Genomic DNA, 20,908 nt, shown 5'->3' with positions numbered 1-20,908 from the left:
TGATTCCTGACTTCTGACTCCTGACCAGAACAGGAGTTTCAGCTTAAGTTAGTACCCATGATTAATCTTAGATAGGTGAACTAATTTTTAATGACAGCAAGACCACCAAGATATTAATCTTCTATTTTCTTAACAAGTAACAACATACAAGGATATGTAAGAGGGATATGCAAGCACTTAAAAAAGATTTTAGCGACTATCATCAAGACCCCCAACAGTTTCCATTTCTGCATGGTTTGCAGGCAGACTGGCAAGCTATTAGAGAGGAGTTTTCTAATTTTATGGCCCAAAGCTCGGCTGCTGAGCAATCCATTGCGGCCCAGATGATGGGACCCCAAAGCAAAACCATTCGAACGAAGGGGGCAAAAAAGTATAGTGCCTTCGGTATTCTATTTCAGGGACGGCTGATTGACGACTATATTCGCACGTATCAGATTGGTTACCCGGATTGTACTACCACCAATGCTGCAAGCAAAGTCCAGGCGTTAAGAGAAACCTATTTTCCAAAATTGACTCAAGTTGTCACCCAAGTTAATCAGACAAACGCCAATATTCTTAGAAACGTTTACTTCGGCACGTTTCATCCTGGTTTAGATATTCGGCTCCACACCAACGATAATCCCCACATGTATCGGGGATATCTGGGATTGATTGTACCCAAGGGCGATGTGGCAATGAAAATCTGTCATGACAAACTCCACTGGCACGAAGGAGAGTTTATGGTGTTAGACCATAGCTATCCCCACTGCCCCCACAATCATACGGATTATGACAGAACGGTGCTGGTGGTGGACTTTTTTAAGCCTGATAAACCCAGGGAAGAGGTGATTGAGTTTGAACAAATCCAGGTGGCCCAGCGGATGCAGGCTAATCTTTATAGTTTGGGAGTATTTGGACAAAGTGATAAAGCGAGCGAGGCTGACTTTGTTAAGTATGGGTTGGCCCATCAGCTGGAGTGGGATAAAGCATTGGGGAGTTAGAAGGTAAAGGAGCGAGATTTTTGCGAAAATCGATCCAAAATACCTATAATCGTCCTTGCCGTAACCCTAAATTTATGACTACTAAAGAAATGTTCGAAGCCCGCGACTGGGTTAAAGTCCGCAACACAACAACAGGAGAGCAAGCGTTTCTCACCTGGAGCGGAAAAGTCTATGCCTTCTCGCCGGGTGAACCGAAGATTCATCTGTTCAACATTGTTGGTATGAACGTGAGTCGTTGTCTAGACAACCCGGATAAGGAGGAAAGCTGGAATTTTGTTTCACGGGAGTTGACCTATTATCTAGATCCAGAAACCGATGAGATTTTGAATAGCTGGAAAAATCCTTGGACAGGGGAGACTGTGCCGGTGATGCATGTGGCTAATAGTCCGGTGCAAGGTCGGCAGCCATTTGAAGGGCAGTATGGGGCGAAAGTGGATGGAGATTTTACGACATTTGCATTTGATTTGTTTACGTCTTATCCAAATCCATTAGGGAATGATGAGCGTTTTGTGGAGTATAGCCCTCAGTCGCTTTATCAGGCGGTGGAGTTGTTTAAGTTAACGGTGCCCACACGGGAATTGAGAAATCCTGAGTCGACGTCTATTGCCAACGTAATTTTGGGGTGGGATCGGTTGGGACCATGGGTGCCCTGGATGAAAATGGGGGATCGGGCGGGGCAGCTGATTTATAGCGCTAGTGGGCGTAAGTTAACGGGGTTTGAAGAGTTACCAGAGCTTTTGCAGGAGCAGATTAAGACGCGGATTCCGTCCTATCGGCATGCGCCTGAGGCTCGGATAGAGGGTGATAATGTTACTTCATGGCGATATTTTAAGCGGCATTTTGAAGGGTATTTGGCGGGGAAGGAGTTTCCGTTGACGGATGTGGAGGGTACTTAAGGGGACTGCACTTTCTCCTTCGACCTACCCCCTAAGTACAGTTTTACTGTTCGATTAAAGTCCAGAAATAACCGTCTGGAGCTATAAATGAAAAGCTTTGTTTCCCAAACTCATTGGTGACAATATCAGTAACGTGTATAGCTGAACTAGAGTGAATCCGAACTCGGTACTCCTCCAGACCCTTTACCCGATAGGTATACAACGACAGTCCCAATACCCCTGGTCGGGACTGTTCTGAAAAATCCGGCAACTCCAAATCCTCAGGAAATCGCACAATATATAACCGGCCCGATCTCGCTGCTTGCCAATCGGTCTTTGATGAACGTGGATCATCAAAGGCGGTTACCCAAAACCGTTCCCCTGGTTGCAGATCAAAAATCTGTCGCCCACCCCGCGCTGTTTCATAGGTGCTCTCCAGGGCATCCTGCACCCGCAGCAATCCCAATACCTGATCATAAAATTGCAGAGTTTCCTGGCTGTCGTCCTGTACCACCAGACCCATGTGGGTCACTTGACTCGCCTGAAATGCAGACCCTAATTGGGGCCGACCATAGTCCGGCACCGTATAGTTAAACCGCTCAAACATCACCTGTCGTGTCAGGGGTTGCAATAACAGCATTTCCCTCACACCCACCAACGGATCTAAAAACGGTCGTCCCTGGGCTGTGGGGTAAATCACCGTCCACTGGGGTGGCCCATAGCGAATAGGTAAACCATTGGCTTCTGCTTCTGCCGCATGGTTCCACAGATTAGTCACATCCAGGGTTAAACTGGTGGCCCAACGATTGCCCTGTGCCTTCATAGGGGCCATGCTTAATCCTTCATTGATGGGACTGTCCCACACCATTAACCGAATCAATCCATGGTCTGCCGTCTGGTGATGTAACCGTATGGACTGCACGGATGATGCTACTCCATAAAGTCGCTCAGCATCAGCGGCGGATAGTTTACCGGTTTCTCCAACGGTATAGCCAAACTGTTGCCAATACTGAATTAATGGTTGGGCATCTCTGACGCCGATACAGACTTCATAGATACCTTGAATGGAGTGGGATGGGGTTTGGGACATTGTTTAAGGGTCAGGCAAATAAAGAGAATATTCGTTTGACATATTCGTTTGACATTATGTTTTAGGATGTCCTCCCCTTTAGAAGGGGAGGTGCCGTAGGTGGAGGGGTTTCGACTGATAGCGCCAGTGTCGAAAACCCCTCCCTGACGGTTCCCCTTACGAAGGGGAACCAGATGTCACTAGGCCTCTAAAAGGGTACATTTTTCCACACATTCCTAAAGCCTGACAACAACTTTACCGCAGTTTTGACCGCTGAGGAGATAATTGACAGCCTTGGGAATGGCTTCAATTCCATGGAAATCAGTAGGATCAATGGCTACTTTGAGTTTGCCTTGTTCAAATAGAGCCAGAAGTCGATCGCAAGCCTCCGGTACGGCCTCACGATACTGGGGCAACAAGAATCCTCGCACGGAAGCTGCTTTCCAAAAGAGTTTTTCATAAATGCGGGGTTGGGAAACTATCTCTAACGATTTGCCATATTCGGAGATAAATCCCACAATTACAAACCGTCCCCGCACAGCTAAATGGTCTACGCCAGCGTCAAACATGTGTTTACCAACGCAGTCAAACACCAGGTCGATGCCATTGGGGTATTCTCTGGCCAGGACATCACTGACAGATTCTTGGTGGTAGTTGATGATGCGATCGCACCCCAAGTCCCTCAACAATTGCCCTTTAGCCGCTGACCCGCAAGTCCCAATCACATGGTTACCTGCCAATTTAGCCAGCTGTACCGCAATGTGCCCAATCCCCCCCGCCGCCGCCGTAATCAAAATGATCTCTCCACTCCCCATTTCTCCCACCCGTTCTAAACCCACCAGGGCCGAGATACCTGTGGGCATCAGTGTCAGAATCTCGGGAATAGCCTCAGATATTTTAATCGCCAGTTCGGCATCAATTACCTGATATTCCCGGTACCCCCCTCCTCTGACAGTTGTTGCCACAGCATCGCCGACGGTAAACCGGTTCACCCCAGCCCCCATGGCGACCACCTCACCCACCGCTTCCACCCCCAGGTTAAAAGGGGGCCGAAAATTCACATAGGGCACCTCTCCCCGGCAAAGCAACGTATCAAACCCGGCATTCACACCAGCAAACCGATTCCGAATGAGCACCTGGTTAGCCATGGGTTGTGGTATGTCCTCTTCCACAATGTCAATGGCAGATTGAAAATCATGGCTAAGCTGTCGAGCCACTAGTTTGCGATACTGTTTGGCCATGGGTTATCCCCCAATTTGAAAGATTACACCCAGGTATTCCCGGTATCCACAAACCTTGTCACCGGTTATATCAAAGGAAATAGCCGCCTGGTTTTCATAGGGATGACCCAACATCAGTCCCTGAGAACGCACTTCAAATAGAACCGTATTGCCACTGCTAAACGTGCGCTCTAGGGTTAGGGTCAGCCCCTCTGGAAAGACTTTTGAAACCATGGCAAAAAAGTCTGTAGCCTTTTCTTTGCCAGAATTTAGACCTTTGAAGGGACCTGCTGGGAACCAGAAGGTAAAATCATCACTCAGCCAGGCTAAAAAACGAGACCAATCTCCCGTTGATAGCCCCTGGGAAAAGTCTTGGAAGGCGGCTTCGGCAACGTTAAGAGTTTTAGGGCTGGCAGTTGTCATCAGTAGTTATCCAATTTACAAATCAACTGTGGCTAGACTATCAACGAAATCAGGTTGTCAAAACTGTTGGGAAAACTTATAGCAGTGCCTATATTTCTATGCTTAGGCTGTATGTATAGACTCTTCTTCAGTTAAAAATGGTAATGACAAAATACCCAAAATCTTGTCAATCTCTTTAACGTAGTATTCTTCTAAATCAATGGCCACAATTGGATAGGTCAAACGCAAGAATTTCCAGATAACGCCAGTGGTCACCACCCCATAGATAGTTGATATCTCCTCTTCTTGCTTTTGATTAAACCTATAGGCTGCCACCATTTCAGCAATACACTGCCCCAAACCACCTTTAATATCTTCATTTTTGGCTTCTACTAAGGTAACCACTGGAGAGCGAACCTCATATAAGTCTGCTGATGCTGTCAAGATATAGTCGCAGTAACCAGATAGACCCGCATCGGGATCAACCGTAAACTCAGTCCCTGAGAAAAAACCTACTTTACCCTTATATTGTCGCCTGAGTTCTAGCAAAATAGGGGCAATGATTAGCTCAGAGCGGGCTTTTTCGGTATTAACTGCATTGGCAAGCGGTAAATAGTCTTGCAAAGTCTCCTTTAAACGAAGATCTGGCTGCAGAGGTTTTACATCGTTGAAAAGTCTATGGTGTTCGTCAAGGGTTAAGTCAAAGGCTGCTTCTACCTGGCTGAGGGTTGTGAATTTGCTGTAAGGCATATTGCTGACTTCCCTTGCTCAAAACATTCTAAGCTAATAGTAACGTTATTAATAGTAATGTACTACTCCCATATCTATAGCAGCAGGTATGCTCGCAGACTAAGGAGCCACAATATTAAAATTCGCTAAAATTAAGGGGCTGCCATGGGTCTTAATGAATGCCACGGATTGTCCTAGTTGCTGGGTTTGAAGCCTTTAATACACAGCTATATCAGCAGGTGGCGGATATGGCTCAGAAGCGCTGTCCTGAGTTGGACATTCGGGTATTTTGCGATTTGCCTAATGAACCTTATAAGATCGCATGTATTAATTGAACTAATATCACAGAGATAGCTGAATAAGAGGATAATGGCAGCCAAAGATCGATTTCATGAAGTCGTTAAAATTGCTCTGGAGAAAGAACAATGGACAATTACTGATGATCCATTGCGACTTGACGTTGGTGGAACAAAGTTTGAAATTGATTTAGGTGCGGAACAACTTTTAGCAGCAGAACGAGGAGCAGAGAAAATTGCGGTTGAAATTAAAACCTTTTTAAGTGACTCACCACTAACGGACTATCATGCTGCGTTAGGGCAATTTTTGAACTATAGACTTGCTTTGGAGATCAGTGAGCCGCAACGTATTCTCTATTTGGCAGTACCTGTTATAGCCTATGAAGCCTTCTTTAAACGGGAATTTGCACAACTTTCAGTGGAACGATATCAGATTAAGCAAATCATTTATGACCCTATTCAAGAGGTAATTGTTCAATGGATAACATAACGTCTTATCGAAATACAATTCAAACATTATTGACTGAGTATGCAGCAATTCCAATCTCCAATGGCGAGATTGAATGCCATACCGTTTTTGATATACAACAAGACCATTACCAGGTGATGAATGTGGGTTGGGACGGTCACCGACGAGTGTATGGTTGTGTGCTGCACCTGGATATTAAAGCAGGAAAAATTTGGATTCAGCAGAACATGACTGAGATTAGAGTAGCTCAAGAACTGGTTGATCGAGGAGTGCCGAGAACGGATATTGTCCTTGGGTTCCAAGCTCCTGAGATGCGGCAGTATACTGACTATGCAATGGCTTAGCCGCCAAAGAGTATTTAGCCAATTTTGATGGAGAGATATGGGCGGCTCAGACCAAACCATTAAAACTCGTTAAAATTAAGGGGCTGCCATGGGTCCTAATGAATGCCACGGATTGTCCTAATTGCTGGGTTTGAAGCCTTTAATACACAGCTATATCAGCAGGCGGCGGATATGGCTCAGAAGCGCTGTCCTGAATTAGACATTCGGGTATTTTGCGATCGCGACCTCACCACCCAACCTGACACCATTGCAACGGCCTTAGATGGAGCCGACGTATTCTTCGCCAGCCTAATTTTTGACTATGACCAGGTCCTCTGGTTGCGGGAGCGCGTGCAGGATATTCCCATTCGCCTGGTCTTTGAATCCGCCCTGGAGCTTATGGCCCTCACCCATCTGGGTAAGTTTGTCATTGGCGCGAAGCCAAAAGGTATGCCTAAGCCGGTCAAGTTTATCCTCAGTAAGTTTGGCAGCGGCAAAGAAGAAGACAAACTGGCTGGGTATATTAGCTTTCTCAAAGTTGGCCCCAAGCTACTGAAATATATTCCCGCCAAAAAAGTACAGGACCTGCGCAACTGGCTGATTATCTACGGCTATTGGAATGCAGGCGGTACTGAGAATGTGGCCTCCATGCTGTGGGTGCTGACAGAGAAATATTTAGGCCTGACCGTCGGAGAGATCCCAGCGGTGATTGAGACGCCGAATATTGGATTATTGCATCCGGATTATGAAGGATATTTTGAGTCGCCGAGGGCGTATGTAGATTGGTATCGGGCTAACTCCATAGGAGACGCTATGCGAACGACTTCGCTCAGCCCCCCGTTGACTGAGCGGAGTCGAAGTCAACCCCGTGTTGGCATTCTCCTGTATCGCAAGCATGTCATTACCAAGCAGGCCTATATCCCGCAGCTGATTCGCTACTTTGAGGAAGCAGACCTGATGCCGGTGCCCATATTTATCAACGGTGTGGAAGGCCACGTAGCCGTGCGGGACCTGATGACCACCGGATATGAACAGGCCCAGCGAGCCTTGGGCAATGTGGAATGTGCCTCTCTTTCCAACGAAGCGGCACAGGTGGATGCCATTGTGTCTACCATTGGCTTTCCCCTGGTAGGTGGTCCAGCAGGGTCTATGGAAGCTGGGCGTCAAGTGGCCGTGGCCAAGAAGATTTTAGGGGCAAAAAATGTGCCCTATTTTGTGGCAGCACCGCTGTTGATTCAGGATATTCACTCCTGGACTCGTCAGGGGGTGGGGGGACTGCAAAGTGTGGTGCTGTACGCTCTACCGGAACTGGATGGAGCCATTGATCCGATTCCGCTGGGGGGCCTGGTGGGAGACCAAATTTATCTGGTACCGGAACGGGTGCGTCGTCTGACTGGACGGGTGAAACAGTGGATTGCACTGAGGCGGAAAGAGCGGTGCGATCGCAAAGTCGCCATTATTCTCTACGGATTCCCCCCAGGCTATGGAGCCACCGGTACAGCCGCGCTTTTGAATGTACCAAAATCTCTCCTAACCCTTTTACAAGCCCTAAAAGCCCAGGGATACCAGGTGGGAGAACTCCCCGAAGATGGCGAGAAAATCATTGACTGGGTGAAAGCAGCCGACGATGAAAATCAATGGATGACTCCCAAACAGGCAGAACAAATAACCAATAACGAAGAACTCCCCCCACTCTCCGTCCCAGCCACTGTCAATGTCAGAACCTTAGAAAAATGGTTGGGCTATTTGAAAACCTCCAAAATTGAAAAACAATGGCAGTCCCTTACCAAAAGCGGCATTAAGACCATCGGTGAAAATTTCCATGTGGGTGGCATTCAGCTGGGCAATGTGTGGATTGGGGTGCAGCCCCCCTTAGGCCTAGCGGGGGATCCCATGCGGCTGATGTTTGAACGAGATTTAACCCCCCACCCCCAGTACGCAGCGTTTTATACCTGGCTGCAAGAAGAGTTTCAGGCGGATGCGGTGGTGCATTTTGGCATGCATGGCACCGTGGAATGGCTACCGGGTTCCCCATTGGGAAATACGGGCTATTCCTGGTCTGACATTCTGTTGGGCAATCTTCCACACCTATATGTGTATGCAGCCAACAACCCATCAGAGTCCATTTTAGCCAAGCGGCGAGGTTACGGAGTGCTGGTCTCCCACAATGTGCCCCCCTATGGACGAGCAGGGTTATACAAAGAACTGATTACGCTGCGAGAGCTGATCGCTGAATTTCGAGAAGAGCCCCAGGCAAACCGAGTTTTGCAAGATGCCATTCTCACCAAGATTACCGATACAGGTCTGGCCACAGATTGTCCGCTGCCGGAGTTAAAGCAGCAAGGATTAGAGTTTACCCCAGAGCATGCCAAACTGTTTAGTAATGCCGTCTTAGATGCCTACTTTGTCACGGTATATGAGTATCTGCAAGTCTTAGAAAATCGTCTATTTTCCAGTGGCCTCCATGGGCTGGGTCAATCGCCTACGACAGAAGCTATTACCAGCTATCTTGCTGCCTACTTTGGAGAACGCCTGCACCCTGAGCTAATAGAACACATCGCAACGGATACCCTACCGGAGAAACCTCAGATCGACGTCCTGAACAAGCGTTATCCAGCCAGCGCGCCCATCACCGCAGCGCTATTGGACGAAGCCAGAATTATTCGTCAGGGCCTGATGCAAACCACGGATGAACTCACCAATCTGTTGCGAGGCCTTAACGGCGAGTACATTCCTCCAGCCCCCGGTGGCGATCTGTTACGGGATGGTCCCGGTGCTCTCCCCACAGGCCGAAATATCCATGCGCTAGATCCCTATCGTATGCCTTCTCCAGCTGCCTATGAGCGGGGACGTGCCATTGGACGGAAGCTGATCGCTCAGAATGTGGAGGACTCTGGTGAGTATCCTGAAACTGTTGCTGTGATGTTATGGGGACTGGATGCCATCAAGACTAAGGGAGAATCTTTAGGGATTTTGCTAGAGCTGGTGGGGGCGGAACCGATTAAAGAAGGTACGGGGCGGATTGTGCGCTATGGGCTAATCCCTCTAGAGCAGATGGATCATCCCCGCATCGATATTTTGGGCAATCTCTCCGGCATCTTTCGCGATAGCTTTGTGAATATCATTGAGTTGTTGGACGATCTGTTTCTCCGCGCTGCCGAGGCTGATGAACCCCCAGAACAGAATTTTATTCGTAAGCATGCCTTAGAGCTGAAAGCCCAAGGGGTGGAGAATGTGTCGGCTCGATTATTTTCCAATCCGGCTGGGGACTATGGGTCGCTGGTGAATGACCGGGTGACGGATTCTAACTGGGAGTCGGGGGAAGATCTGGCGGATACGTGGCGAGATCGCAATGCCTTCAGCTATGGTCGTAGCGATAAGGGACAGGCTCGCCCAGACGTGCTCAATACTCTTCTACAAAGTACAGGCCGCATTGTGCAGCAAATTGACTCTGTGGAATATGGCCTCACCGACATTCAGGAGTATTACGCCAACACCGGAGCCCTCAAAAAGGCTGCCGAAAAACGTCAGGGTAAACGAGTGACTGCTAGCTTTGTGGAGAGTTTTTCCCAGGACACCACCCCCCGCAAGCTGGAAGAGGTATTGCGCATGGAGTATCGCACCAAATTGCTTAATCCTAAGTGGGCTGAAGCCATGGCAGACCAAGGTTCTGGTGGAGCCTATGAAATTTCTCAACGGATGACGGCCCTGATTGGCTGGGGAGGGACCACTGGCTTCCAAGATAATTGGGTCTATGACCAGGCCGCCCAGACCTATGCCTTGGATGAAACCATGGCGCATCGACTGAGGGAAGCCAACCCAGAAGCATTCCGTAATATCATCGGACGGATGATTGAGGCTAATGGACGTGGGCTATGGCAAGCCGAAGAAGAAACCCTGGAAAAACTACAGGAGCTTTATGATGTCGCTGATGAGACCCTGGAAGGTGTAGGGCTATAATGGCCATAATTAAGGAAATTGCCAAATCACTTGACCATGGCATCACCGTTTCCAGTTGGGAATCTATTTGCCTTCAGCTTACAACAGACTGTTCCCCCTATTCCAATTCCGCTGTTGCCCGGTGAATCAGATGTTTTTCTAGAGCTCCAGCCATTACTCGATCAGGTGTATAAAAAGGGCCGATATCATTTGGCTATTGACTACAGTCAACCTCCTAGTCCTAAATTCACTCCTGAACATCAGCAGTGGGTGTTGGAACTCATAGAAAATCAATAACTGAAACTTGCTTATGGTAAGGCTTACTCGAAGATTTATTTCTGTTGGACTGGCTTTGACAATTTCTATTTTTCCGGTAGTAGCTTGTACCCCGCAGCAGCAGACCGCGCAAAGAATCAGCCAAACCCCAAAAGACTCTCCCTGGCAAGAAATTGGTCAGTTGCCAACGCCTTTAGAATCCCACCAAATGATGGTATTGGGTGACTATATCTATGTGATTGGTGGCTGGAATGAGACCAAAGGCATTCATGAGGATGTCTTTTTTGCGCCCCTAACGTCAGAGGGCACATTTGGTGACTGGCAAGACACAACGGCTCCGTTGCCTCTAAAGCTACAACACCATATGGTGGCTACCCATCAGGGTGCTTTTTATGTGTTTGGAGGAGATAATGGCTTCTGGGATGGCAGTGAGGTTTCTAGCCGAATTCTGCGGGCGGTTCCTAATCAGCAAGGTGATATTACAGAATGGGTAGATGTAGGAGAGTTACCAGAGCCACTAACAATCCATGCCGTTACTAGCCTGAATAATCAGCTTTATATTCTGGGTGGCAGCAATACATTTCGCCCCAACAACACGACGGTAATTGATAAAGTGTTTACAGCGACCTTTGCCGCCGATGGAACGGTGGGAGATTTTCAAGAACTGGCCCCCTTTCCCACACCCATCGGCTGGGTAACGGCAACAACTGTGGATAATCGAATTTTTGCAGTGTCTGGCACTGCCCAGTTTAGACCGAGTGAATTACTTGATCAGGTTTGGGTGGCTGATGTTCAAGTGGATAAAACCCTGTCACCGTTTGAACCGGTGGGGACAATTACAGCACGACAGCGACATGCAACTGTTTTGGTGGATAGAACATTGGTTGCGATCGCAGGTGGTGCAACCAACAAAGTTCTCTCCACCGTCGAAGCCGCCACGGTTGATGACCAAGGTAATCTCGGATCCTGGACAGAGCTACCGCCTTTACCCGAATCCCGCTATGCCCATGCTGCCTTTGTCCATAATGGTTACATTTATGTGTCCGGTGGTTTCATAAAATATGGTAGCAATGAGACCAGTACTCAGATATTTAGATTACCTTTTGAGCAGGGGTAGTACCAATTGTTAATGCATGAAAATGGACGTTTACAGCGTTAAATCACAAATCCCACAGGGCGGCTAGGGTATACGGTCCACCGTCCACCTGCCAGAAAGTGCCGTCCACATAGCGACGGTTTAAATCTAGCTCGGCTATTGTCTGCATGTCGGCGGCAGTTAGCGACAAGTCAGCAGCGGCCAAATTTTGCTTAATACGGTCAGGATTAACTGACTTAGGAATCACTGCGGTGCCTCGCTGCATGGCCCAGCTCAGCAGCACCTGAGCGGGTGTGGCTCCATGGTGTTTAGCAATGGTTGCAATGGTTGGATTTTCCAACAGAACAGGTTCGTCATCGGCCTTCAAGCTATCAGGCCGATCCGCTGACCCCAACGGTGAATAGGCCGTCAGATAAATATTGTTTTCTTTGCAGAAATCCAGCATTGAGGTTTGCTGTAGGTAAGGATGCAGCTCAATCTGGTTCATTGCCGGCTTTAAGCGGGCGTTTTCCAGTAAATCCTGTAGTTTGGCCATACTGAAGTTAGACACCCCGATGTGACGGCATAGCCCCTCATCTGCCAAACCCTCCATTTCACTCCAGGTAATTAAAATGGGCAATACTTCCAGCGAAACTAATTTTTCGGGCGTCAGGGGAAACGTTGCCCCCTTTTTCAGGGCAACAGGCCAGTGGATAAGATACAGATCCAGATACTCTAACTGCAAATTCGAGAGGGTTTCCTTCAGGGCAGGCCGCACATCCTCCGGCGCATGGGAATCATTCCATAGCTTTGAGGTAATCCACATTTGCTCACGAGTAACCACGCCTTCACTAAATGCGTCTGACAGAGCATGACCAACTTCGGCTTCGTTGCCATAGATGTGGGCACAGTCAATGTGGCGATACCCCGCTGCAATGGCTGCCTTAACAGCCTTATACACGTCGCCAGGTGCAGACTTCCATGTGCCTAATCCTAAAATCGGCATCTGGTCGCCGTTTTTAAATTTAAATGTAGTTACCATTTATCTGCTCCGAGCGATGAACATTTTCCATCCTGTCTTTTCATCAAAGTAGCAGGGAAAATTAAATTTGCGTCAAACTCAGCATTTAATCCTGTGATTAGGGGCCTTAACCTGCCTGATTTCAAGACGGCGTTTTCAGGCAATAATCACTAACATATTTTACTTTTACCCAACGCTGAAGCATCAAGTTGTAAAGCTAACGGCACGTTGCTATTGGAGTGATGTTAACGTCATGGGAGATTCTCACAACTCAACCTGGGTTGATGTTTAGAATCCTCCCAAAACTGAGACGCATGAATGAAATTTGGTAATAGGCCTACTATGTTAACAATTTCTTCAGCATTAGAAACTATAGCAAGCCTTAGCAATCGACCTCTACACAGTACAGGAGCATGGCAACCCTATGCAATTTTGACCCACTGTGCCCAGAGTGTTGAATGTTCCATGGTGGGATATCCCATACAACAACCTGAAATCTACAAAGCCACGGTTGGTAAGCTAGCTTTCACCCTTTTTTCCGCCCTCGGTGCCATGCAGCATCCCTTAGATGAACCCATTCCTGGTGCCCCAGAATTGGAAGCACATGGCAATCTCAAAAAAGCTTTGGCTCGCTTAAAAAAAGCTTACATTGATTTTGACAACTACACAGATTCCCTGGCTCCTCATTTTACCTATGGAGACCTATCAAAACAAGACTATATCCGTGCCCATGTGATGCATTTAAATAATCACCTTGAGGAAATACGAGAATATTCAGCTTGATTCACCATCAGCATCCTTAAGGTCAATTCAAGAGCAATCCGAGCGCAATTACTGTTAGCCCCCTCGACGACTGGAGACTATTGTTATGTTTGATAATTTTTGGCACAAACTGCCGACTCCGCTGGCGTTGTTGCAGTTATTAAAGCTTCGCAATGATCTTAGGGAGAAAAATCTCCACGACACCTCTCAGCTGCCTGATAGTGGTGAATTGCCCAAACCTCACCCCAGCTCTGATGGGAGTCACCTAACTGCTCGTACAGCAGACGGCAGCTTTAATGATTTGCAACAGCCCCAAATGGGTATGGCGGGTACCCGCTTTGGCCGTAATGTTGCGCTGGGTGCCGTTGAAGCTGAAGCAGCCCCTAAGCTGATGACGCCAAATCCGCGTGAGGTCAGTCGCATATTGATGACGCGCGATCGCTTTCAGCCTGCCACCATTCTTAATCTGTTGGCTGCGGCCTGGATTCAGTTTGAAAACCATGATTGGTTTTCCCATGGTGATAATGAGCCTGACGATAAGCTGGAAATTCCTTTGGAGCCCAATGATCCGTGGCCAGAGGAGCATCGCCCCATGGCCGTTGGCAAGACGCTGGCAGACAAGTCTCGACCGGACGGTGCCAGACCCAAAACGTTTATCAATACGGTCACCCACTGGTGGGATGGCTCTCAGATCTATGGCAGCGACCCGGAAACGGTGGATAAATTGCGATCGCACGTCCATGGCAAACTTACTATTCAGGATGACGGTCTGTTACCTGTGGATCCCGAGACTGGCCTAGATGTCACCGGTTTTAACGATAACTGGTGGATTGGATTATCCATGTTGCACACTGTGTTCACCAAAGAACACAACGCTATTTGCGATCACCTAAAACAAGAATATTCCCATTGGTCCGACGATGTTCTCTTCAACCATGCCCGGTTGATCAATGCAGCACTAATGGCAAAAATCCACACCGTTGAGTGGACACCTGCGATTTTACCTCTGCCGGCAACGGATATTGCGCTGAATGTGAACTGGTCTGGTTTCCTGGGAGAAGACCTGAAGCAAGTTTTAGGCAGCGTCGGTGAAGGAGAACTCACTGATTTGTTGTCGGGGATTGTGGGGGCTGAGACGGACCACCACACCGCACCCTACTATTTAACTGAGGAATTTGCGTCTGTGTATCGCATGCACCCGCTGATTCCTGATGAACTCCAGTTTTATTCTCTAGATAATAATCGGCCATTACAAGCCGCCGACTTTTTCCAAATCTCAGGCAAACGCAGTCGGACATTGTTAGAATCAATCCCTATGCCGGATCTATACTATTCGTTTGGTATCGCCCATCCTGGTGAAATTAGCCTTCATAACTATCCGCGTTCCTTGCAGCAGTTGGTGCGAGACAATGGTGAGGTCTTCGATCTGGCAGCGGTGGATATTTTACGCGATCGCGAACGGGGAGTGCCCCGCTACAACCGGTTCCGAGAGCTTATTGGTAGAACTCGTGTGAAATCCTTTGAGGAAATTAGCAGCAACAAACAATGGGTCGAAGAAATGCGCCGAGTCTACTACAACGACATCAACAGCGTAGACCTGATGGTCGGTCTGTTTGCTGAAGATAAACCTGAAGGCTTTGGCTTTAGCGATACCGCCTTCCGCGTGTTTATCCTCATGGCCTCTCGCCGCCTGAAAAGCGATCGGTTCTTTACTAAAGATTATCGGGCTGAAGTTTATACCCAGCTGGGCTTAGACTGGATTGCCAACAACACAATGGTAACTGTTCTACAGCGCCATTTTCCCACGCTAGCTCCAGCGTTGTACGACATTGACAATGCATTTAAACCTTGGCGTCGCATTGGCACCTAGGGTGCGGTGGGTCCTCAAGCTCTTTGCACTGCCACATAATCGCAAGGGTGGGTCAATCAGTGTTGAGCCAGGAACTTCTCAATCATAGATAGCCCAATGATAGAGAGGCATGGATAATACTAGATATAAAGTCTCCTAATATAGACCGACAATCTAAAGAAAATATGGGGAAGAGTAACGTTGCCCAATGGCCCAACCAGTCTTTGCTACTCCTCATAAGTTCCTCAACTTGTTTTGTTACGATCAAGAAGGAAGAGATAAAAATCTTCCACATTTGTTGATCCAACAATATATCAGGAGAAAGCGAATGATTCGCAAAATTGTGGTTGGCTTGGATAGTTCTGATTTAGGGTTGAGGGCCTTACAAAAGGCGATCGCATCTGCACTTAGCTACAATGCAGAGCTAAAACTCGTTCATGTTTTAGTAGATAGCGAACCAGGCGCGCCAAAATTTAGTGGTTATTTTGGCGGACCTCTATACCCCAGCGTTAGCGCCACCGTAGTGGAATCCTACCAAGTTGCCTGGAATCAGTTTGTAGATCATTCGCAAGCTTTACTGAATCAGCAGATTGCCGATGCCCAAAATTATGGCATAGAAGCATCGGGCACCCTACTGTATGGCAATCCAGGCGCACGATTGTGTGAAGTCGCACAAACCTGGGAGGCCGACTTAATTATTGTGGGCAGTCGTGGCCTATCGGGAATGAGTGAATTTCTAATTGGCAGCGTTAGCAACTATGTGTTGCACCATGCTCCCTGCTCCGTTTTAGTCGTACATGCTAAGCAACAACCCGTTAAGGATATTCCGATTGCTCGCAAAAATGAGCAGACTGACACAGCATCCAGCGAGGGGCCCAAGCAGATTTTGGTGGCGCTGGACAAGTCAGAAATGGCTCAAAAGGCAATGAAAACTGCCATTGAACTGGCAAAGCTACATCAGGCTGAACTCAGGCTACTTCACGTCATTGACGAAGATGAACCAGGTTTGCCTCAAAAGCTGATTTTTAGCGATAGTCAATACATATCCCAACATAGTGAGCTCCTATTTGCAGAGTACCAGCAGGAATGGAACAAATTTGTCAGTGGCTGGTGGCAAACCTTACAACTCTATGTTGAAGAACTGGAAACTGAAGGCATTGAAGCCATTTGTGATGTCATGCAGGGACGCACGGGGCAGCAGATCTGTGAAGTCGCTAATGATTGGCCTGCCGATCTGATTGTCATGGGCTGTCGCGGATTGTCAGGGCTTAAAGAGTTACTAGTGGGTAGTGTCAGCTACTACGTCAGCCATCGAGCTCCCTGTGCTGTTTTCGTCAATCGACCTAAGTCATCTACGTCAACAAAGGCGCATCAAGAACAAGAAACACGCCAGGTCGCCCAAACTAGAGGGTAAATGGTGAAATTACTCCCGAACCAGGCTTAAACCGAGTTTGGGAGTAAGGTTCTTCATAATTTCCTCAACTTTCTCCACTAGCGTGAAATTATTGCTCAGACACAGGTGGCATCCATCAAGCACGCTTATGAGACCTGATGTAAAACCCAGACTCAATGTCCATGTAGGTTTACCTCGGATTGTCCTGATTAGCGCCTTTCGCGTCAGTATGGTCTGGGATTTGCTCACTACATTTTTAGGGAGCCTGCTCATTCTAAATGGTATTCATTTCATTGCCATTGGCTTAAGTCTAGTCGGTACTTTAATTGCAGGGGCCTTTAATTTCTCGACTCGTCCTATATGGGGACATAATCAAGGCAAACAGCGTGAAATTTACCTGCTAAGACTTGCTTGGATACTCGCTATTCTTTTTGACTTTTGGACATCATTTATCTGTAACGTCACCTACGTTGCCTTAGGACGATTTGAGTTAGGCCGAGCGGCTACCTGGGATTACATGGCTCGCATAACATGGGATCAGCATCTGATCGTCCTAGTGATCACCATCTTCACAGTTATGAGTCCGATGATGGTTGGCATCATTAGAAAGCGCAATCCTGAATTTTTAGCTTAGATTCGACTGCGGGGTGGTATTAAGGCAGAGCGGGAAGTTTTCCCAAGGATAGAATTCAATCGTCAGACGTCAGGACTTCACTAACGTCTAACGTCTGACTCCCTAGCCAGCCAAGCTTTTCTGGCGTAAGTTGATGCCTGGTAGGTGCAACTTGCCAAAGGCGATTGATCACGGTATCTATGAAATATCTATGTTTAGATAACTCTATTAAATCAATCGCTAACTGTTGTGAGTGCAGCCTTAAACGTCATTACGATTACCAATATCATTAGTGTTGTCGTACCCATTGTCATTATCTTGGGTGCGTTTTTTCTAGGAATAATTGTTGAACGTCAAGGGTTAAATCGCCTGCAGGCGCTCTCTTCCAGGATAGGTTGGGGTGGTGCTGATGTGATTATCAGCTCCCTCAAAGGATTAATCCTGTTTTGGTTTACTATTGGCGGTATTTTTGCAGCGATTCTGACGCTGCCCATTGACAATAATTTATTTCTCACAATTCAAAGGTGTCTCTTAGTAGCCGCTATTGCCTCTGGTACCTTAATCGTTGCCCGTTTATCTGTAGGCTTTGTCCGCTACTTTTCTGAGACAAAAGGGGCAGGTAATCTGACATCTCTATTTGAGATGCTGACCCAAATTGTGATTTTCACCTTTGGTGTACTGATCACACTGCAGTCCCTTGGCATTGCCATTACACCTTTACTCACAGCTTTGGGTATTGGTGGTGTTTCCCTTGGTCTAGCTTTTCAGAGTACCCTAACTAATTTTCTGTCAGGCTTAAACCTAGCCACATCTAATAAATTAAGGGTTGGGGACTTTATCCAGTTAGATTCTGGTGAAGAGGGATACGTGGTGGATATTGCCTGGCGGCACACTATCCTGCAAGACATTCGCGACAACATGGTAGTGGTACCCAATACCCGAATCCTCAATAATGTCTTCAAGAACTATGGTCTACCAGATAAAGAAGCTCTGATTATCCTTGAAGTGGGTATTAGCTACGATACGGATTTAGAGAAAGTAGAACAAGTCGCCCTTGAGATCGCCAATGAGGTGATGAATGACGTTGTTGGAGGCGTGCCCAATTCTGACCCCTGGATTCGCTTTAAAGAATTTGGTTACTTCGCGATCACCATGACGGTTTACCTGCGCATTCGCGAATATTTTGACCATCTGGTGGTGCGCCACGAGTTTATCAAACGGCTGCATAAGCGTTTTCGCAACGAAAATATTCCCATGCCGTTTCCGATTCAAACCTCGTTAATTCCTATTCCCCATGAGCAAACGCCAACCCCTAAGCGTAGTGCATTAAGCCATGATGGTCTGCCAGATCTACCCTTTTTAAATGACGAGCAGTAATCTCTTCGTGAACACAGTCACTCATACCAGTTTTTAGTCATTAGGTTTGAATGATAAAAGTCTTTCACAGTCACGTATTTGAGGTTGATGGTTGCAGTTAATTTTCTAGGGATTGATATTAGCCATCGTTCCCTAAGCTTTACTCAGGGAACGATGGCTGATGGTGATTAAACGCAGAGGCTAAGCGATTGCTGATCTTGCCCAGCTTGATCCTGTGCATTCAGTAAACGGTTAAGACCATTAAGCACAGCCAAGATTGAGGCTGTTGTGATATTGCGATGGGTACCCACGCCATAGTATTTCTGTGACTGTTCCGGACCAGTAACGGCAACTAGGGCAATGGCCTCGGCCCCACTGCCTGCATGTAGCGCGCGCTCTTCATAGTCAGCAATCTCGATTGCCAAGCCACCAAGCCGTAGAGCTGCCACTAGGGCATCGATGGGACCATTGCCAGCCCCTTGCAAACATAGCGGTTGGTTGTCGTAGTTAACCTGCATCACTAGCTGTTGCACCTGGTCATTGTCACCTGCCGTCTCTAGATGGTGGGATTGATAGACCACTGGCCCCGGTGCTGTGCCATAGGTGCTACCAAACAACTGCCAAATTGCAGACGATGACATTTCGTAGCCAGTACTATCCATAACCTGCTGTACTATCTGGCTAAATTCCACCTGTAAAGCCTTGGGTAGAACAACGCCATAGTCTCGCTCTAGCAAGAAGGCAATGCCCCCCTTTCCTGACTGGCTGTTAACCCGCACAATGGCCTCATAGGAGCGACCCACATCTGCCGGGTCCATGGGCAAATAGGGAATCTCCCAGTAGTCCCCCGGCTGTCGTTGAGCAAATCCTTTTTTGATGGCATCTTGGTGAGACCCAGAAAAGGCTGTAAAGACCAGATCACCAACATAGGGGTGTCGTGGATGAATGGGCAACTGAGTACATTGCTGAACGACTGCGGCCACCTGATCTATTTGCGAAAAATCTAGCCCCGGATGAATGCCCTGGGTATAGAGATTCATTGCTAACGTCACCAAATCCACATTGCCGGTACGTTCGCCATTGCCAAACAGACAGCCTTCCACTCGGTCAGCTCCTGCCATTTGGGCCAGCTCTGCTGCGGCAACACTGCAGCCTCGATCATTGTGGGGATGGACACTCAGGGCCACTGCATCACGGTAGTCTAACTGGCGATGCATCCATTCCACCTGATCGGCAAATATATTGGGTGTAGCGACTTCAACGCTGGCTGGTAAGTTAATAATCGCTTTGGCGTCGGGTGTGGGTTGCCACACGGCCAAGACTGCATTGCAAATATCTCGGGCAAAGGGTAGTTCAGTTGAAGTAAAGACCTCAGGAGAGTATTGAAATCGCCAGACTGTTTCTGGTTGTTGTTGGGCCAGCTGCCGAATCAGGGTGGCAGCTGACACAGCTAGTTCAATGGTCTCTGTTTTGTTATTGCGAAAGACAACTTGTCGAAAGACGGGAGCTGTCGCATTATAGACATGGACAATTGCTTGTTTTGTTCCTCGCAGTGCTTCAAATGTTCGACGGATAAGCGATTCCCTTGCCTGGGTGAGGACTTGTATGGTGACATCTGCGGGGATCCGATCTTCTTCAATCAGTCGTCGGACAAACTCAAATTCTGTTGCCGAGGCTGATGGAAACCCTACTTCAATTTCTTTAAAGCCAATGCGCACCAACAGTTCAAAGAAGTGCAGCTTTTGCTCAATCGACATGGGTTGAGCCAGGGCCTGGTTGCCGTCACGTAAATCGGTGCTGAGCCATGTGGGGGCTTGGGTAATGGTGCAACTGGGCCAGGTGCGGTCAATCTGAATCGGCTGAAACGGACTATATTTCTGAGCAGGATGCTTCAACATAATGGTTTTTGTGAGTGCTTAATGGTTGGTTGTTTAATTCCTTTTCTCGGGAAGAGCATGCAAAGGATGCTGTTGCGTTTCCCTCTTGGGAGGGGTGCCCAACGGGCGGTGTGGGTAAAGTCTGCGAGCAACAATGTTTACAGGCAAAAAGACTTAAACCTCTCAAGCCACAACAATTCCTTTAAAAAGCAGAAGGATTGATGTTGAGAGCTCGAAAAATTGCGCAAGGGAAACCCACCCCGGAGCCCCTCCCATGAGGGGATAGGGTATCGATAGACGTGGGAGATTTTGGAGATAGGCAGGCTAGGGAGACAACCTAAGAGAACGCTTTCATTTCAGCAATGGGGCTCTTCCAAAAGTGGA

General features: G+C 47.8%; 19 protein-coding genes. 13 read left to right on the top strand and 6 right to left on the bottom strand.

Going from position 1 to position 20,908, the window contains the following annotated elements:
• Positions 1 to 167 precede the first annotated feature (167 nt).
• Positions 168 to 980, top strand: coding sequence for an aspartyl/asparaginyl beta-hydroxylase domain-containing protein (locus SPB21_RS11025; protein ID WP_163659170.1), 813 nt, complete (start codon positions 168 to 170; stop codon positions 978 to 980).
• A 74-nt stretch (positions 981 to 1,054) separates the two neighbouring features.
• Positions 1,055 to 1,876, top strand: a complete 822-nt coding sequence (locus tag SPB21_RS11020; protein WP_499866561.1) for a DUF1838 domain-containing protein — start codon at positions 1,055 to 1,057, stop codon at positions 1,874 to 1,876.
• Between the two features lie 43 nt (positions 1,877 to 1,919).
• On the opposite strand, the gene SPB21_RS11015 is transcribed toward SPB21_RS11020, so the two are convergent.
• From SPB21_RS11015 to SPB21_RS11000, 4 genes are all read right to left on the bottom strand, one after another.
• A complete protein-coding gene (locus SPB21_RS11015) occupies positions 1,920 to 2,945 on the bottom strand; it encodes a VOC family protein (protein WP_499866559.1) in 1,026 nt (341 codons plus the stop codon).
• Positions 2,946 to 3,160: 215 nt separating this feature from the next.
• Entirely contained in the window at positions 3,161 to 4,165 is a 1,005-nt protein-coding gene (locus SPB21_RS11010; RefSeq protein ID WP_499866558.1) for a zinc-binding dehydrogenase, read from the bottom strand.
• A gap of 3 nt (positions 4,166 to 4,168) precedes the next feature.
• The gene (locus SPB21_RS11005; RefSeq protein WP_499866557.1) at positions 4,169 to 4,567 is read right to left on the bottom strand and encodes a nuclear transport factor 2 family protein; all 399 of its coding nucleotides are present in this window, start codon (positions 4,565 to 4,567) and stop codon (positions 4,169 to 4,171) included.
• 102 nt (positions 4,568 to 4,669) lie between these two features.
• Positions 4,670 to 5,296 carry a hypothetical protein gene (locus tag SPB21_RS11000; RefSeq protein ID WP_163669040.1) on the bottom strand — a complete coding sequence of 209 codons (627 nt, stop codon included), beginning with the start codon at positions 5,294 to 5,296 and terminating at the stop codon, positions 4,670 to 4,672.
• A gap of 158 nt (positions 5,297 to 5,454) precedes the next feature.
• Between SPB21_RS11000 and SPB21_RS10995 the strand changes: the two genes are divergently transcribed.
• The 6 genes from SPB21_RS10995 (at position 5,455) to SPB21_RS10970 (ending at position 11,695) form a co-directional block, all read left to right on the top strand.
• Positions 5,455 to 5,610 (top strand): hypothetical protein, encoded by a 156-nt coding sequence (locus tag SPB21_RS10995; RefSeq protein ID WP_499868763.1) that lies wholly within the window; start codon positions 5,455 to 5,457, stop codon positions 5,608 to 5,610.
• A 34-nt stretch (positions 5,611 to 5,644) separates the two neighbouring features.
• On the top strand, positions 5,645 to 6,061 hold the full coding sequence (locus SPB21_RS10990) for a XisH family protein (RefSeq protein ID WP_163659075.1): 417 nt from the start codon (positions 5,645 to 5,647) through the stop codon (positions 6,059 to 6,061).
• Positions 6,049 to 6,384, top strand: a complete 336-nt coding sequence (locus SPB21_RS10985; protein WP_163659074.1) for a XisI protein — start codon at positions 6,049 to 6,051, stop codon at positions 6,382 to 6,384. The genes SPB21_RS10990 and SPB21_RS10985 overlap by 13 nt, the downstream gene beginning before the upstream one ends.
• Positions 6,385 to 6,486: 102 nt before the next feature.
• Positions 6,487 to 10,323, top strand: coding sequence for a magnesium chelatase subunit H (bchH, locus tag SPB21_RS10980; RefSeq protein ID WP_499866555.1), 3,837 nt, complete (start codon positions 6,487 to 6,489; stop codon positions 10,321 to 10,323).
• 36 nt (positions 10,324 to 10,359) lie between these two features.
• Complete coding sequence (locus tag SPB21_RS10975) at positions 10,360 to 10,599, top strand: DUF4058 family protein (RefSeq protein ID WP_499866554.1); 240 nt, start codon at positions 10,360 to 10,362, stop codon at positions 10,597 to 10,599.
• A 55-nt stretch (positions 10,600 to 10,654) separates the two neighbouring features.
• Positions 10,655 to 11,695, top strand: coding sequence for a Kelch repeat-containing protein (locus SPB21_RS10970; protein ID WP_499866553.1), 1,041 nt, complete (start codon positions 10,655 to 10,657; stop codon positions 11,693 to 11,695).
• Between the two features lie 43 nt (positions 11,696 to 11,738).
• Here the strand turns inward: SPB21_RS10970 and SPB21_RS10965 are convergent, their stop codons facing one another.
• A complete protein-coding gene (locus SPB21_RS10965; RefSeq protein WP_499866552.1) occupies positions 11,739 to 12,695 on the bottom strand; it encodes an aldo/keto reductase in 957 nt (318 codons plus the stop codon).
• Between the two features lie 321 nt (positions 12,696 to 13,016).
• On the opposite strand from SPB21_RS10965, the gene SPB21_RS10960 reads away from it, so the two are divergent.
• The 5 genes from SPB21_RS10960 (at position 13,017) to SPB21_RS10940 (ending at position 18,668) form a co-directional block, all read left to right on the top strand.
• Positions 13,017 to 13,457 carry a DUF1569 domain-containing protein gene (locus tag SPB21_RS10960; protein ID WP_163669034.1) on the top strand — a complete coding sequence of 147 codons (441 nt, stop codon included), beginning with the start codon at positions 13,017 to 13,019 and terminating at the stop codon, positions 13,455 to 13,457.
• Positions 13,458 to 13,542: 85 nt separating this feature from the next.
• Entirely contained in the window at positions 13,543 to 15,306 is a 1,764-nt protein-coding gene (locus SPB21_RS10955; protein WP_499866550.1) for a peroxidase family protein, read from the top strand.
• Between the two features lie 307 nt (positions 15,307 to 15,613).
• Positions 15,614 to 16,699: a universal stress protein gene (locus tag SPB21_RS10950; RefSeq protein WP_163669030.1), complete on the top strand. Its 1,086-nt coding sequence runs from the start codon at positions 15,614 to 15,616 to the stop codon at positions 16,697 to 16,699.
• Positions 16,700 to 16,826: 127 nt separating this feature from the next.
• A complete protein-coding gene (locus SPB21_RS10945; RefSeq protein ID WP_006514376.1) occupies positions 16,827 to 17,312 on the top strand; it encodes a hypothetical protein in 486 nt (161 codons plus the stop codon).
• A gap of 228 nt (positions 17,313 to 17,540) precedes the next feature.
• On the top strand, positions 17,541 to 18,668 hold the full coding sequence (locus tag SPB21_RS10940; RefSeq protein ID WP_163697372.1) for a mechanosensitive ion channel domain-containing protein: 1,128 nt from the start codon (positions 17,541 to 17,543) through the stop codon (positions 18,666 to 18,668).
• A 167-nt stretch (positions 18,669 to 18,835) separates the two neighbouring features.
• Here the strand turns inward: SPB21_RS10940 and leuA are convergent, their stop codons facing one another.
• Positions 18,836 to 20,545: a 2-isopropylmalate synthase gene (gene leuA, locus SPB21_RS10935; protein WP_163697820.1), complete on the bottom strand. Its 1,710-nt coding sequence runs from the start codon at positions 20,543 to 20,545 to the stop codon at positions 18,836 to 18,838.
• Positions 20,546 to 20,908 lie beyond the last annotated feature (363 nt).

This window comes from Leptothoe sp. ISB3NOV94-8A (genome assembly GCF_043421595.1).
GTDB lineage: Bacteria > Cyanobacteriota > Cyanobacteriia > Phormidesmidales > Phormidesmidaceae > Leptothoe > Leptothoe turfae.
This window is presented reverse-complemented; position numbering and strand designations above follow the sequence as displayed.

Bases quoted from the DNA above. Each gene is read 5' to 3' on its own strand.
- SPB21_RS11025 (WP_163659170.1), top strand. From the start codon at position 168: ATGCAAGCACTTAAAAAAGATTTTAGCGACTATCATCAAGACCCCCAA.
- SPB21_RS11020 (WP_499866561.1), top strand. From the start codon at position 1,055: ATGACTACTAAAGAAATGTTCGAAGCCCGCGACTGGGTTAAAGTCCGC.
- SPB21_RS11015 (WP_499866559.1), bottom strand. From the start codon at position 2,945: ATGTCCCAAACCCCATCCCACTCCATTCAAGGTATCTATGAAGTCTGT.
- SPB21_RS11010 (WP_499866558.1), bottom strand. From the start codon at position 4,165: ATGGCCAAACAGTATCGCAAACTAGTGGCTCGACAGCTTAGCCATGAT.
- SPB21_RS11005 (WP_499866557.1), bottom strand. From the start codon at position 4,567: ATGACAACTGCCAGCCCTAAAACTCTTAACGTTGCCGAAGCCGCCTTC.
- SPB21_RS11000 (WP_163669040.1), bottom strand. From the start codon at position 5,296: ATGCCTTACAGCAAATTCACAACCCTCAGCCAGGTAGAAGCAGCCTTT.
- SPB21_RS10995 (WP_499868763.1), top strand. From the start codon at position 5,455: ATGCCACGGATTGTCCTAGTTGCTGGGTTTGAAGCCTTTAATACACAG.
- SPB21_RS10990 (WP_163659075.1), top strand. From the start codon at position 5,645: ATGGCAGCCAAAGATCGATTTCATGAAGTCGTTAAAATTGCTCTGGAG.
- SPB21_RS10985 (WP_163659074.1), top strand. From the start codon at position 6,049: ATGGATAACATAACGTCTTATCGAAATACAATTCAAACATTATTGACT.
- bchH (WP_499866555.1), top strand. From the start codon at position 6,487: ATGCCACGGATTGTCCTAATTGCTGGGTTTGAAGCCTTTAATACACAG.
- SPB21_RS10975 (WP_499866554.1), top strand. From the start codon at position 10,360: ATGGCATCACCGTTTCCAGTTGGGAATCTATTTGCCTTCAGCTTACAA.
- SPB21_RS10965 (WP_499866552.1), bottom strand. From the start codon at position 12,695: ATGGTAACTACATTTAAATTTAAAAACGGCGACCAGATGCCGATTTTA.
- SPB21_RS10960 (WP_163669034.1), top strand. From the start codon at position 13,017: ATGTTAACAATTTCTTCAGCATTAGAAACTATAGCAAGCCTTAGCAAT.
- SPB21_RS10955 (WP_499866550.1), top strand. From the start codon at position 13,543: ATGTTTGATAATTTTTGGCACAAACTGCCGACTCCGCTGGCGTTGTTG.
- SPB21_RS10950 (WP_163669030.1), top strand. From the start codon at position 15,614: ATGATTCGCAAAATTGTGGTTGGCTTGGATAGTTCTGATTTAGGGTTG.
- SPB21_RS10945 (WP_006514376.1), top strand. From the start codon at position 16,827: ATGAGACCTGATGTAAAACCCAGACTCAATGTCCATGTAGGTTTACCT.
- leuA (WP_163697820.1), bottom strand. From the start codon at position 20,545: ATGTTGAAGCATCCTGCTCAGAAATATAGTCCGTTTCAGCCGATTCAG.